General features: G+C 59.0%; 9 protein-coding genes. 5 read left to right on the forward strand and 4 right to left on the reverse strand.

Translation table 11 applies throughout. The annotated features are described in order from the left end of the window. Positions 1-91: 91 nt before the first annotated feature. On the forward strand, positions 92-3,229 hold the full coding sequence (locus AC5SEM_RS20065) for a membrane-targeted effector domain-containing toxin (protein WP_495471131.1): 3,138 nt from the start codon (positions 92-94) through the stop codon (positions 3,227-3,229). Positions 3,230-3,304: 75 nt separating this feature from the next. Here AC5SEM_RS20065 and guaA read toward each other — a convergent pair whose 3' ends face one another. The 4 genes from guaA to AC5SEM_RS20085 form a co-directional block, all read right to left on the reverse strand. Continuing rightward, a complete protein-coding gene (guaA, locus tag AC5SEM_RS20070; RefSeq protein ID WP_007916833.1) occupies positions 3,305-4,882 on the reverse strand; it encodes a glutamine-hydrolyzing GMP synthase in 1,578 nt (525 codons plus the stop codon). A gap of 99 nt (positions 4,883-4,981) precedes the next feature. Continuing rightward, positions 4,982-6,451: an IMP dehydrogenase gene (guaB, locus tag AC5SEM_RS20075; protein ID WP_007916845.1), complete on the reverse strand. Its 1,470-nt coding sequence runs from the start codon at positions 6,449-6,451 to the stop codon at positions 4,982-4,984. A gap of 117 nt (positions 6,452-6,568) precedes the next feature. Next, positions 6,569-7,117 carry a sugar ABC transporter ATPase gene (locus tag AC5SEM_RS20080; protein WP_077574417.1) on the reverse strand — a complete coding sequence of 183 codons (549 nt, stop codon included), beginning with the start codon at positions 7,115-7,117 and terminating at the stop codon, positions 6,569-6,571. A gap of 150 nt (positions 7,118-7,267) precedes the next feature. Then, positions 7,268-8,035 carry a sulfite exporter TauE/SafE family protein gene (locus tag AC5SEM_RS20085; protein WP_116033182.1) on the reverse strand — a complete coding sequence of 256 codons (768 nt, stop codon included), beginning with the start codon at positions 8,033-8,035 and terminating at the stop codon, positions 7,268-7,270. 100 nt (positions 8,036-8,135) lie between these two features. Between AC5SEM_RS20085 and AC5SEM_RS20090 the strand changes: the two genes are divergently transcribed. The 4 genes from AC5SEM_RS20090 (at position 8,136) to leuA (ending at position 13,501) form a co-directional block, all read left to right on the forward strand. Further along, positions 8,136-9,050 (forward strand): LysR family transcriptional regulator, encoded by a 915-nt coding sequence (locus AC5SEM_RS20090; protein WP_495471132.1) that lies wholly within the window; start codon positions 8,136-8,138, stop codon positions 9,048-9,050. A 103-nt stretch (positions 9,051-9,153) separates the two neighbouring features. Beyond that, entirely contained in the window at positions 9,154-10,533 is a 1,380-nt protein-coding gene (xseA, locus tag AC5SEM_RS20095) for an exodeoxyribonuclease VII large subunit (protein WP_495471133.1), read from the forward strand. A gap of 3 nt (positions 10,534-10,536) precedes the next feature. Then, positions 10,537-11,358 (forward strand): peptidoglycan DD-metalloendopeptidase family protein, encoded by an 822-nt coding sequence (locus tag AC5SEM_RS20100; RefSeq protein WP_495471134.1) that lies wholly within the window; start codon positions 10,537-10,539, stop codon positions 11,356-11,358. A 463-nt stretch (positions 11,359-11,821) separates the two neighbouring features. After that, positions 11,822-13,501 (forward strand): 2-isopropylmalate synthase, encoded by a 1,680-nt coding sequence (leuA, locus tag AC5SEM_RS20105; protein ID WP_016984364.1) that lies wholly within the window; start codon positions 11,822-11,824, stop codon positions 13,499-13,501. The last annotated feature ends 130 nt before the right edge of the window (positions 13,502-13,631 follow it).

Consider the following 13,631-nt stretch of genomic DNA (forward strand, 5'->3'; position numbering starts at 1 on the left):
CAATAGGGGACAATATGCGGTAGCCGGGTAGTGCACTGCCCTTGCGCGAATCGGTCATGCTCAGTTTTTGTTTCTCATGGATGAAGAACGCATGACCTCACCCGAACGACGTCTGCTGCCAAACGCAGCGGACAAAACTGCCCTCAAAGCCATTGCCGCGACTATCGTGCAGACCTGCCCGAGTCTGCTCGACGCAGCCCGGCAAGTCGCCAACGAAATCCTGGCGGAAAAAGGACTGTCGGGCCTCGATCCCGACCGGATTTACTTCCACCGTTTCAAAACGGCGCAGAGCAGCTCGCTGACCTTCACGGGTTGGGAGCATGTGCTGGAAAAGCCTTATGAAACGCTCACCCTCACGCAGTTGGTGATCCATCGCTTTCGTGCGACCGATCAAGACAACGCAGATCTGCTTGGCCTCTACTGCGGCTTCTACTCGGATGGCCCGGAGGCGGAAAACTTCAATCAGAGTAATGAAGTGCGATTGCTCGGCAGCGATGTGCTGAGGGCATTCTGGGATGTCGACTTCAGCGCGCGCTACACAGGTCAACTGACGAGATTCTGGCAAACCTCGTCGGATAACTTCCGCGCCCTGGCAAAGTGCAACTTTCTCAGTCTGGCGGTGCAGGCGTTGCAGCAGGGTGACCTTGATGGCGCTGATTTTCAGCGCATCGTCGGCTCGGTAATCGGGCCCGTCACCTGGCCCGTCACCTTGCAAATGCTGCAAGCGTTACACCCGGTCGGTGTTGAAGTGCGGGCGCTGGATCTCGATGGCCACGTCGCCGTCAATGCGCTGCGTCTGGTGGAAAGCAGCGGCCGCCAGACCCTTTACTTGCCAGGCGAGGCCCGGGCATTCCTCTTTAAGGACAATGAAGCGGATCTGCATTGGTGGATACTTGAGCAGATGAATTCAGACGACAAGCGCACGGCATTTCTCCAGCATTTCCCGCTGGCTGACCGCCATCACCTCAACGAAAACCTCACCGATCTGATGAACCGTCTGGTCAGCACCTGGGGTCACAGCGATCACCGCATGATCAATCGCAGCAACGTCGCGATCAGCGGTGACGCATTCACTTGGTTAAGTGAGTCGACACGCTCGAGCATGGTTGCCGAGGCGCACCTGGCGCTCACGTCCAACAGTGACCTGCGCAAAAAACTCTGGATCGGTTATTTGAGTGCCGGTTTGAAAGTATTCGGCCCGATGGCAGCGGTGGGCTGGCCTGTGGCGTTGCCTTTGATTGGCGCCAGCATCGCGAACATGGGATTGAACATCGATCAGGCCATCAACGGCACTACGCCAACCGAACGCAAGGCCGGTGTTACTGGCGCAGTGCTCAATGCCATCGACATTGTGTTCAACATTCCGTTTCTGATCAGCACTGGCGCGCAACTTGAAGTGGGCCCGCAGGTGGAGTTTGCCGAAGCTGAAGAAATGCGCGGATTGATCGAGTTCACTTCGCCTGACACACCCTTCTTGCCGCCTCTGGATCAACCGCCAATCCCGGTAGTTGATCCAGAAGTGCCCGTTGAGCTGACAAACGAAATCGCCATCGAGACTACCCTCGAATCCACCCGGCAGTTGGCCACGGCGGCTGCGCGCCAAGATTGGTCTGTTCCAAGGATTCCTGCCAAATATCGATGCAATGAGATATTGGCCCACCGTTCTGTAGAGGCAGCGCCAGGCAAATATGAGGGGATTTACCGCCTGGACAAGGAGCCGGGCCATGCCATTGAAATGGAGGGTACCGCGTACTACGTGCGCTACTTTGCCGACTCCGAAGACGCTGGCAACTGGGCCATCGTCGATCCCGAGCGACCTAATCAGTTTGCTTACTCGTTGCCAGTCCGCTTCGGCAGTAGCGGCAAGTGGCAACGCATACCTGCGCTGCGTCTCAGGGGAGGCGGCCAATGCGTGGGCAAGGCTGGTTTCCTGGACACCGACCAGTCCTCGTCCTCGGCCCCGGCTACAGCAACGCCGTCAGCGGAGCTTCCCCTCGTCGACCCGGTTTCACCGGTCGCGCGACCACTGCGCCTGGTGACTCCCCTCAACGACATCGCAGGAGTGGACATGGCGAAAATGAAAAGATGGGCCATGAACTTGCCTGAAACTTTCACCGAGCTCTCCAGTGCAAACCGCAGTAAACCATCAACGGCCGATACATATGCGGCCCATTTCCGCGAAAGACGCACGTCCCTGCTGAACGAGGCCAAAGAGTATTACTCAGAGCTGAACTGGACCAACCTGCCCGCACGGCCAGTCATCCCGCAAATCGATGTCGAGATGCAGACGGCTGAGCTGATTGATCGCATCTTTGCCAATACCGATGGACTGGTCGTCGGCGAAACCCTTGATCGCATCGCCAGCATGCGTTTCATGATCGAAAACATGCCGGCGTTCGCACGGCATATCGACACACTGTACGTGCGGGGTTTGCTGAACGATTTTGCCCAGACAGATCTCAACGAATTTCACCTGTCGGGAGAGATGTCAGAGGATCTTCGAGGCTACTTGTCCAGCCTGGGTACCGACCCTGATGGCCGGTTCAACATGCTTGAGCTGATCAAGGCTGCCCAGGCCAATGGCATCCGCACCCAAGGTCTTGAAGTCGCGCACAGTTACAAGCTGAAGGTACCGCTGACTTCGATCGAAGAGCAGATGATCCACGCCCGGCTTGCCTCGCAAATCATGTGGGGTGACGAACTCCTCAACAGGCCGGGCAAATGGGTTGCCCTGGTCGAGGCAACGAACACCAATACCTTCAGAAATCTGCCAGGCATAAGCGAACTCAGGGGCGGTATCGGTTTACGGATTGAAGAAGCGACGTCCACCGAAGTGGCCGGCATCAGAGTCGACCCAGGACTGGAAGTCGCTCGGGGCCCGTTTGATAACGGGGCATCGACGCGCAACTCATCCGACTTTCTATTCGCGGATTTGCGCTTGCAGATCGCAACACCTGTGCCGCAGTGGACTGAGGCAACGGTGAATACACTGCTGAATCGCAACGGCATGTTCATGCTCGGAAAAACGCAGAATGCATACACGCTTGTGCGTCGCAACAGCGACGGCAATATCGTTCGAACCATGGTGAATCGCCGAGGGGATGGTCAGGTTTACATCTGGGCACAGTCGATGCCGCGGATCAGCGGCATCATGTTCCGTGACATCGGTGCGTTATCCCAGCGCCTGATAGAGATCGGCTTGACCCTGCAAAGTCGCATACCCAGCTAACTGTTTTCAGGGCATGAAACGAAAAAACCCTTGGCTTCAGGCCAAGGGTTTTTCGTTAATCAACCTGCAGCGGGATCACTCCCACTCAATGGTCGCCGGCGGCTTGCTCGACACGTCGTAAGTGACGCGGGAGATGCCTTCGATTTCATTGATGATGCGGCCGGAGACGGTTTCCAGCAGTTCGTAAGGCAGGTGAGCCCAACGCGCGGTCATGAAGTCGATGGTTTCCACGGCACGCAGGGCAACCACCCAAGCGTAACGACGGCCGTCGCCAACAACGCCAACCGATTTCACCGGCTGGAACACGACGAACGCCTGACTGACCTTGTGGTACCAGTCGGCTTTGCGCAGTTCTTCGATGAAGATGTGGTCAGCGCGACGCAGCAGGTCGGCGTATTCCTTTTTCACTTCACCGAGGATGCGCACGCCCAGGCCCGGGCCCGGGAACGGGTGACGGTAGACCATGTCGTACGGCAGGCCCAGTTCCAGGCCCAGACGACGGACTTCGTCCTTGAACAGTTCGCGCAGTGGCTCGACCAGTTTCAGGTTCATCTCTTCCGGCAGGCCGCCCACGTTGTGGTGCGACTTGATCACGTGAGCCTTGCCGCTTTTCGCGCCAGCCGACTCGATCACGTCCGGGTAGATGGTGCCCTGAGCGAGGTACTTGATGTTTTCCAGTTTGTTCGACTGGGCATCGAAGACGTCGATGAAGGTGCGACCGATGATCTTGCGCTTCTTCTCTGGATCGGCTTCGCCGGCCAGGTTGTTCAGGAACTGCTCTTCAGCGTTGGCGCGAATGACTTTGACGCCCATGTTCTCGGCGAACATGGCCATCACTTGCTCGCCTTCGTGCAGACGCAGCAGGCCATTGTCGACGAAGACGCAGGTAAGTTGGTCGCCGATGGCTTTGTGCAGCAGCGCGGCAACCACCGAGGAGTCAACGCCGCCGGACAGACCCAGCAGCACGTTGTCGGTGCCGACCTGGGCGCGGATGTTGGCGATGGCGTCTTCAGCGATCTTCGACGGCGTCCACAGGGCTTCACAGCCGCAGATGTCGAGGACGAAGCGCGACAGGATACGACCGCCCTGCTTGGTGTGGGTCACTTCCGGGTGGAACTGCACGCCGTAGTAGCCACGGTCGTCGTTGAACATACCGGCGATCGGGCAGCTCGGGGTGCTGGCCAGAATGTGGAAGTCTTCCGGCATCCTGGTGACCTTGTCACCGTGGCTCATCCATACGTCGAGGCCGAACAGGCCGTCAGCGTCGATGTGGTCTTCGATGCCGTCGAGCAGGCGGCTCTTGCCGACCACGTCAACGCGGGCGTAACCGAACTCACGCAGTTCGGAACCTTCAACCTTGCCACCCAGTTGCTCGGCCATGGTCTGCATGCCGTAGCAGATACCAAAGACCGGTACGCCCAGATCGAACACTGCCTGTGGGCAGCGCGGGCTGTCGGCGACGTGCACGGACTCGGGGCCGCCGGCGAGGATGACGCCTTTAGGAGCGAATTCGCGGATCGCATCTTCGTCCATGTCGAACGGGTGCAGTTCGCAGTACACACCGATTTCGCGCACGCGGCGGGCAATCAGTTGGGTGTATTGCGAACCGAAGTCGAGGATCAGGATGCGGTGAGCGTGAATATCGAGGGCCATGATTCAGTCTCGTCTAAGTCGTTCAGAAACAGTCGTGATTCAGAAACAACTCGGGGCTGAATCAAACAGCCCCGGTTGCTTACTTTATTGCTTGAAGGCTCAACCTACGCGGTAGTTTGGCGCTTCTTTGGTGATCTGCACGTCGTGCACGTGGGATTCGGCCATACCGGCACCGGTGATCCGCACGAACTCAGGCTTGGTGCGCATTTCTTCGATGTTGGCGCTACCGGTGTAGCCCATCGAGGAACGCAGACCGCCCATCAACTGGTGAATGATCGCGCTCAGGGTGCCTTTGTACGGCACACGGCCTTCGATGCCTTCCGGAACGAGTTTCTCGGCGCCTGCCGAGGAGTCCTGGAAGTAACGGTCGGAAGAACCTTGAGCCTGGGACATGGCGCCCAGCGAACCCATACCGCGATAAGCCTTGTACGAACGGCCCTGGAACAGTTCGATTTCGCCCGGCGCTTCTTCAGTACCGGCGAACATCGAGCCCATCATCACGCAGGAAGCACCGGCTACGATGGCCTTGGACAGGTCACCGGAGAAACGGATGCCGCCGTCGGCAATCAACGGAACGCCAGTGCCTTCAAGGGCAGCGGCAACGTTGGCGATGGCACTGATTTGCGGGACGCCGACACCAGCGACGATACGGGTGGTGCAGATCGAGCCAGGGCCGATACCGACCTTGACGGCGTCAGCGCCTGCTTCGGCCAGAGCCTTGGCAGCGGCGCCGGTGGCGATGTTGCCGCCGATCACCTGCACTTCAGGGAAATTCTCTTTGACCCAGCGAACGCGGTCGATCACGCCTTTGGAGTGACCGTGCGCGGTATCGACTACCACGACGTCCACGCCAGCATTGACCAGCGCGGCTACACGGTCACCGGTGTCTTTACCGGTGCCGACAGCGGCGCCAACGCGCAGACGACCTTGATCGTCCTTGCTGGCCAGCGGGTAGGCTTTGGCTTTTTCGATATCGTTGACGGTCATCATGCCTTTGAGGGCGAATTTGTCGTCGACGATCAGCACGCGCTCGATGCGGTGCTTGTGCAGCAGTTCGCGTGCTTCGTCCTTGCTCGCGCCTTCCTTGATCGTGACCAGACGCTCTTTGGGCGTCATCACTTCACGGACGGTGGCTTCCAGACGGCTTTCGAAACGCACGTCACGGGAGGTGACGATGCCGACCAGGTCGCCATCGTGCAGCACCGGAACGCCGGAAATGTTGTGCATGCGGGTCAATTCGAACAGATCACGAACCGTGGCATCAGCCTCGATGGTGATCGGATCCTTGACGACGCCGGCTTCGAACTTCTTGACCTTACGCACTTCGGCAGCTTGCTGCTCGATGGTCATGTTCTTGTGGATAATGCCGATGCCACCTTCCTGAGCCATGGCGATTGCCAGACGGGCTTCAGTGACGGTGTCCATTGCAGCAGAAACCAGAGGAATATTCAGTTCGATGCCACGGGTAAGGCGGGTCTTGAGACTGACTTCGTTAGGAAGCACCTCGGAATAACCAGGCACTAGGAGAATGTCGTCGAATGTCAGAGCTTCTTGGCTGATACGCAGCATCGCGGGGGCTCCCGAGCGGGAAAATGGAAGCGCGCCATTATAGTCAGACACCCCCTGCTGTTCAATGTAAAACTCAGCTTAATATCAATGTTGCTGATGTACGGGAAATCCCCGGCCCTACAGCTCCACCTTGACCCAAGAGACAGGTTGATCGAGCCAATCGGCGAACTCGTCGATAAAGCTTTGCTTGAAGCCCGCCTCCAGCCAGTTGTTGAAGATGAAACCGAGGTTGGAAAACGCACATTCCTGCAAAAACAGAAAACCGTTGATGTCATCTTCATGCCCGCATTCCGGGCAAGTGAAGTTGTCGGTGCGGCCTGGGAACCAGTCTTCGAGGCTTTCGAACAGCGCTTCGCCGACCTCACGACGGCATTCGGCGCAACCGGCTTCTTCGAGGAAGCCTTTGGCCGGGGTATAGATACAGCGCTTGGTGACGATCTCCAGCCCATTGATCGGCTCACCGAATGGCAACGCTTGCGGGTGCAGCACCACAGCACGGGCGCCATCGGCAATCGCGTAAGCCATGCGGTTACCGGTGCGGCCACAGGTGCTCAGCTCTTCTTTGATGATGTTCTTGCGCACCAGCCAGCGCACGATCGCCCGGGCCCGGGGTTCGTGGACCGGCAGGGTGGAGATTTTCGGGACGATGATGCTTTGCGAATTCATGGAAAGTCCTGCGGTGTGGCTTCTGACGCCTTCGCGAGCAGGCTCGCTCCCACATTGGTATGCGCTACCTGTGGGAGCGACGGTGCGACGATTCGACTTGCTCGCGAAGAGGCCCTAAAGGCCGGCAGCTTAATCCCTGACAAAATCCGGTCAAGTGCTGAGGTAACGCCCGATCAACGCAATCCCGCTCGCCAGCACCAGCCACGTCACCAACCGCACAAACGCCTCGCGTGACAAACGCATGGTCAACCGCCGCCCGATCCACAGCCCCAGCGCCATGGCCGGCAACAGACACAGCGCCAGCATCAACAAGGGTAGCTCGGCATACACGCCGGCGATGGCAAACAGGCTCAAACGCACCACCGTGCTGCAACTGATCAGCGCACTTTGTGTGGCCCGGGCGGCCTCTTTCGGCAGTCGGCTGTTGAGATAAATCGCATATAAAAAGCCGCCACTGCCAAACAGCGCCCCAAACAACCCACCCACCGTGCCCATCGGCACCGCCCACGCCGCTGACAATTGCGTCGGCCGCGCTTTCACCCACAGGCTGTAAATCGCGTAAGCGCTGATAAACAATCCCATCAACAACAGCAACACATCGGATTTGAGGTTGAGCAGGAAAATCACCCCCAATGTGCAGCCGACTGCCATGCACGGCAGCAGCCGTAACAACTCCGGTTTTGCCACATCGCGCCGCGACGGCAGCAGGTTGCCGAACGCCGCGACAAAATCCAGCAGCACCAGCAGCGGCACAATCTTCGACAACGGCATGAACAGAATCAGAATCGGCCCCGCCACCAGCGCCGTGCCGAACCCGGCGATACCGAAGACGATATAAGCCAGCACGATGCCCAAGCCGATGATCACCCAGCCTTCGGCGCCCCACGACCACTCACTCAACAACCCCGCCACGCTCATCGATCCACATCCTTAAATAAGCCTGAGATGACTTTAGCCAGCGTCGAGCGTTGCGACTAATATCTTCAAAGATACCGAGCCATCTCAAAAAGGCATTGCTGTGCTTTCAACCCGTCAATTGCGCTACTTCGTGGAAATCGCCGAATGCGGCAGCTTCAGTGCGGCGGCCGAGCGCCTGTTTATCGCGCAATCGGCGCTGAGCCGGCAAATCAAGGACATGGAAACGCGTCTGCAAACGCCGTTGTTCGAACGCACCGCGCGCCAGCCTCGACTGACGGCGGCGGGCGAAGCGTTTCTGCCGCGGGCAAGAAATCTGCTCAATGAGCTGAGCAAGGCCAGCGCCATGGCCACTGAGGTCGGCAATGGTCAGCTCGGCACCTTGCGCCTCAGCCATTCCAGCACCGTGTCGATCAGCGGCCGTTTGCTCAGTGATATCGGTGCGTATCTGCAGCAACAACCCGGTGTGTCGCTGGACATCGGCAAGTTGTCTTCCGAGGCGCAACTGGAAGAGTTGGCCGAGGGCCGACTCGATATTGGCTTGCTGCGCCTGCCGGTGTTGCGCCAGCGTGAAGGGATTCAGATTGTGCCGCTGTTTACTGAACGGTTGCTGCTGGCGGTTCCGATGGATCATCGGTTGGCCGCGGCTGAGCGTGTCGACCTGGCCCAACTGAAGGACGAAGCGTTCATCTCGATCCCGCACCCGCAACGCGGCGGCTTGAGTTATCTGTGTGCCGATCTGTGCATGCGTCAGGGTTTCTTCCCTAAAGCGGCGCGGGTGATGTCGCGCAAGACCACGCAATTACAATTGATTCAGGCCGGCTTCGGCATTGCACTGCTGCCGGAATCGATGCAGGACATCGCCCCGAGCGGCGTACGCTTTCTACCGTTGGCCGATGCCGACTGCCAAAGCACCGTCGCCCTCGCCTATCGCCAGAACCCCACACCCCTGACTCACCACTTCATCGAAACCTTCACACCCCCTTGTAGGAGTGAGCCTGCTCGCGATAGCGGTTGAACATTCAACCTATCCTGCGACTGACACACCGCTATCGCGAGCGGGCTCACTCCTACAGGGGACTTGTGGTGATTGGCAGGCAAATGCCTTTAAACTGCGCCCCATGATTAAAGATCCCTTTGCAAGACTTGGCCTGGACCGTGAAGTCCTGACCGTCAGCCAGCTCAACGGCCGCGCGCGGGTGTTGCTCGAAGACGTGTTCAGCAATATCTGGGTCGAAGGCGAAATATCCAACCTTGCCCGCCCGGCGTCCGGCCACATCTATTTCACCCTCAAGGACAGCGGTGCGCAGGTGCGTTGCGCGCTGTTCCGGCAGAACGCCGCTCGGGTGCGCCAGGCGCTCAAGGACGGCTTGGCGGTCAAAGTGCGCGGCAAGGTTTCACTGTTCGAAGGCCGTGGCGACTATCAACTGATTCTCGACACCGTGGAGCCTGCCGGTGACGGTGCGCTACGTCTGGCTTTCGATGCGCTGAAAGAAAAACTCAGCGCCGAAGGTCTGTTCAGCGCCGAACGCAAAGTGCCGCTGCCCGCGCATCCGCAACGCATCGGCATCATCAGTTCGCCGACCGGCGCGGTGATTCGCGACATCATCAGCGTGTTCCGCCGCCGTGCGCCGCAAGTCCAACTGACGCTGATTCCGACCGCTGTGCAGGGCCGTGAAGCCACCGCGCAAATCGTCCGCGCACTGAAAATGGCCGATGCCCGTGGTTTTGACGCGTTGATCCTTGCCCGTGGCGGCGGTTCGCTGGAAGACCTCTGGTGCTTCAACGAAGAAGCCGTGGCCCGTGCCGTCGATGCCTGTGTGACGCCGATTGTCAGTGCTGTCGGCCATGAAACCGATGTATCGATCAGCGACTTTGTCGCCGACGTCCGTGCACCGACGCCGTCTGCGGCTGCCGAATTACTTGCGCCCGATTCCAGTCATCTGATCCGTCAGGTCGAAAGCCTGCATCGCCGTTTGGTGATGCGCATCCGCGACCGTCTGATGCGTGATCGCCTGCGCCTGGAAGGCATGGCCCGTCGCCTGCGCCATCCCGGTGAACGTCTGCGCCAGCAGGCGCAGCGTCTGGACGATCTGGACATGCGCATGCGCCGGGCGTTCGAGCGTCACCTCAACACCCGCCGCGAACGCTTGATTCGCCTGGAAACCCGCCTCGCCGGGCAACATCCCGGGCGGCAATTGGCGATGTTGCGTCAGCGTCTCGACAGTCTCGCCGAACGTCTGCCCCGCGCCATGCGCGAAGGCCTGAAAAACCGTCGCCTGCAATTGCACAGCCAGATGCAGACACTGCATGTGGTCAGCCCGTTGGCAACGCTCGGTCGGGGTTACAGCATTCTGCTCGATGAACGTGGCCACGCGATCAGCAACGCCGCGCAGACCCACACTGGCCAGCGCCTGAAGGCCAAACTTGGCGAAGGCGAACTGCAAGTGCGCGTCGAGGACAATCACCTGACGCCTGTCACCCTCTCTTTACTGGACTGATCCATGCCGCGTTTTCTGGCTCCACTGTTTCTGCTGTGCCTGACCGTCAATGCCCACGCCGACAGTTACATCACCCGGCTACTGAACAAACCGGTGCCGGGTGGCGTGGCGGTGGTTGATCTGGGCGCGGCCGCGCAGGCACCGAAAGCCACGTATCAGGGCAAACCGGTGCTGGTGGTAAAAGAACAGAACAACTGGCTGGCGATTGTCGGCGTGCCGTTGACGGTGAAGCCGGGCGCGCAGCAGATCAGCAGCGGTGGGCGCAATCTGCCATTCACCGTGGGCAACAAGAAATACCCGGAACAGCGCATCACCCTGAAGAACAAACAGCAAGTAAACCCGGATCAGTCGAACCTCAAGCGCATCGAAGGCGAACTGGCCGAGCAGATCAAGGCGTATCGAAGCTTCAGCCCGAACACGCCAAGCAATCTGCTGTTGGACAAACCGGTCAATGGACCGCTGTCGAGCAAGTTTGGTGTGCGCCGTTTCTTTAATGGTGAAGAGCGCAATCCGCATGCCGGCCTCGACTTCGCGGTGCCGATGGGCACGCCGATCAAGACCCCGGCGGCGGGCAAGGTGATCCTCACCGGCAATTACTTTTTCAACGGCAACACCGTGTTTGTCGACCATGGGCAGGGCTTTATCAGCATGTTCTGCCATATGTCGAAGATTGATGTGAAGGTCGGCGATCAACTGGCGCGGGGCGCGGTGGTCGGCAAGGTTGGCATGACCGGCCGCGCGACCGGTCCGCACATGCACTGGAATGTCAGCCTGAATGATGCGCGGGTGGATCCGGCGATTTTCATTGGCGCATTTCAACCTTGAATATGTGTTGAGGCGCCCGGCCTCTTCGCGAGCAGGCTCGCTCCCACACTGGATCTTATTCACAACAAAGATCCCCTGTGGGAGCGAGCCTGCTCGCGAAGGCGGCCTATAAAACACCGCCACACTCAATAAATCTTCAAAAACTCAATTGCGCCCCAATCTAACCTCACGCAAACATCAATAAGATCCACCGCCTTAAGCGCAATAAAATCCTGCATAACCTCGCTTTCCGAGTATTCCTCTCAATTTTTTTCGACTGCTTGCCATCCTCTGCCCTCGCGGTTAGGGTTGAAGGCATGAAAACCTCTCACACCCTCATTCAGCTTCGCCAGCACCGCAGCCTGTGCCTCGTCAGCGCACGACTGCCAGGCTGAATCGCGGCACCTCGTCCCACGCTTTTCCCAGAACATTCGTAACACCGGCAGGCCGCCTTTTTTCGGCCCAGACAATAAGGAATTTCCCGATGAGCATGCTCAAAGATCCGTCTTCGAAATACCGCGCGTTTCCTGTCATCAACCTGCCGGATCGCACCTGGCCGTCGAAAACCATCGACACCGCGCCGATCTGGTGCAGCTCCGACCTGCGTGACGGCAACCAGTCGCTGATCGAACCGATGGACGCGGTGAAGAAGCTGCGCTTCTGGAAAACCCTGGTGCAGGTCGGTGTGAAAGAAATCGAAGCCTCCTTCCCGGCCGCTTCGCAAACCGACTTCGACTTCGTGCGTACCCTGATCGAAGAAGGCCACATCCCGGACGACACCACCATTCAGGTGCTGACCCAGGGCCGTGAAGACTTGATCGAGCGCACCTTCGAATCCCTGCGTGGCGCGAAGAAAGCCATCGTCCACCTGTACAACGCTACCTCGCCGTCTTTCCGTCGCATCGTGTTCAACCAGGACAAGGACGGCATCAAGGCCATCGCCGTCAACGCGGCCAAGCTGTTCGTCAAATACGCGGCGATGCAGCCGGACACCGAATGGACCTTCGAATACTCGCCGGAAACCTTCAGCGCCACCGAGCTGGAATTCGCCAAGGAAGTCTGTGATGCAGTGATCGAGGTGTGGAACCCGACGCCTGAGCACAAGATGATCCTCAACCTGCCCGCCACCGTTGAGTGCGCGACGCCGAACATCTACGCCGACCAGATCGAGTGGTTCGGCCGCAATATCAACCGTCGTGACAGCGTAATCATCAGCCTGCACACCCACAACGACCGTGGCACTGGCGTTGCGGCTACCGAACTGGGCCTGATGGCCGGCGCCGATCGCGTCGAAGGCTGCCTGTTCGGCAACGGCGAGCGTACCGGTAACGTCGACCTCGTCACCGTCGCCTTGAACATGTACACCCAGGGTCTCGACCCGCAGCTGGATTTCTCCGACATCGACGGCGTGCGCAAAGTCGTCGAAGAGTGCAACCAGATTCAGGTGCACCCACGTCACCCGTACGTTGGCGACCTGGTGCACACCGCGTTCTCCGGCTCGCACCAGGATGCGATCCGCAAAGGTTTCTCCCAGCAGAAACCAGACGCACTGTGGGAAGTGCCGTACTTGCCAATCGACCCGGCCGACATTGGCCGCAGCTACGAGGCGGTGATTCGCGTCAACAGCCAGTCGGGCAAGGGCGGCATCGCTTACTTGTTGGAGCAGGAATACGGCATCAGCCTGCCACGTCGCATGCAGATCGAATTCAGCCAGGTCGTGCAGCGTGAAACCGACCGTCTCGGCCTGGAAATGACCGCCAAGCAGATTCACTCGCTGTTGATCAGCGAATACCTGCAAGCCAACACCCCGTACGCGCTGGTCAGCCATCGCTTGCAGGAAGAAAACGGCAACAGCGCCGTCGAAGTGGAAGTAGCGAGCAAGGGTCAGGGCGAAACCAACCTGCACTGGCGCGGCAAGGGCAACGGTGCGCTGGAAGCACTGGTGGCCGGCCTGCCAGTTCCGGTGGAGATCATGGACTACAACGAACACGCGATCGGCGCAGGCACCAACGCCAAGGCAGCGGCGTACATCGAACTGCGTGTGAATGGCGAGCGTGCGGTACACGGCGTGGGTATCGATGAAAACATCACCACGGCCAGCTTCAAGGCCCTGTTCAGCGCGCTGAACCGCTCGCTGAGCCAGCCTGAGGCGAAAGCGGCGTAATCGATCGCTGAAATGCAAAAGGCCCCGAAGTGCAAACTCCGGGGCCTTTTTTTGCCTGATGCTTTTTTGCTGACTTTTATGGCCCCTTCGCGAGCAGGCTCGCTCCCACATTTGGAATGCATTCACCTGT

The sequence above is a fragment of the Pseudomonas sp. CH61 genome, assembly GCF_059429415.1.

What these genes read in the sequence shown, in the direction of transcription:
- guaB (WP_007916845.1), bottom strand. Translation starts at nt 6,451, where the DNA reads ATGCTGCGTATCAGCCAAGAAGCTCTGACATTCGACGACATTCTCCTA.
- AC5SEM_RS20100 (WP_495471134.1), top strand. Translation starts at nt 10,537, where the DNA reads ATGCCGCGTTTTCTGGCTCCACTGTTTCTGCTGTGCCTGACCGTCAAT.
- AC5SEM_RS20085 (WP_116033182.1), bottom strand. Translation starts at nt 8,035, where the DNA reads ATGAGCGTGGCGGGGTTGTTGAGTGAGTGGTCGTGGGGCGCCGAAGGC.
- guaA (WP_007916833.1), bottom strand. Translation starts at nt 4,882, where the DNA reads ATGGCCCTCGATATTCACGCTCACCGCATCCTGATCCTCGACTTCGGT.
- AC5SEM_RS20065 (WP_495471131.1), top strand. Translation starts at nt 92, where the DNA reads ATGACCTCACCCGAACGACGTCTGCTGCCAAACGCAGCGGACAAAACT.
- leuA (WP_016984364.1), top strand. Translation starts at nt 11,822, where the DNA reads ATGAGCATGCTCAAAGATCCGTCTTCGAAATACCGCGCGTTTCCTGTC.
- xseA (WP_495471133.1), top strand. Translation starts at nt 9,154, where the DNA reads ATGATTAAAGATCCCTTTGCAAGACTTGGCCTGGACCGTGAAGTCCTG.
- AC5SEM_RS20080 (WP_077574417.1), bottom strand. Translation starts at nt 7,117, where the DNA reads ATGAATTCGCAAAGCATCATCGTCCCGAAAATCTCCACCCTGCCGGTC.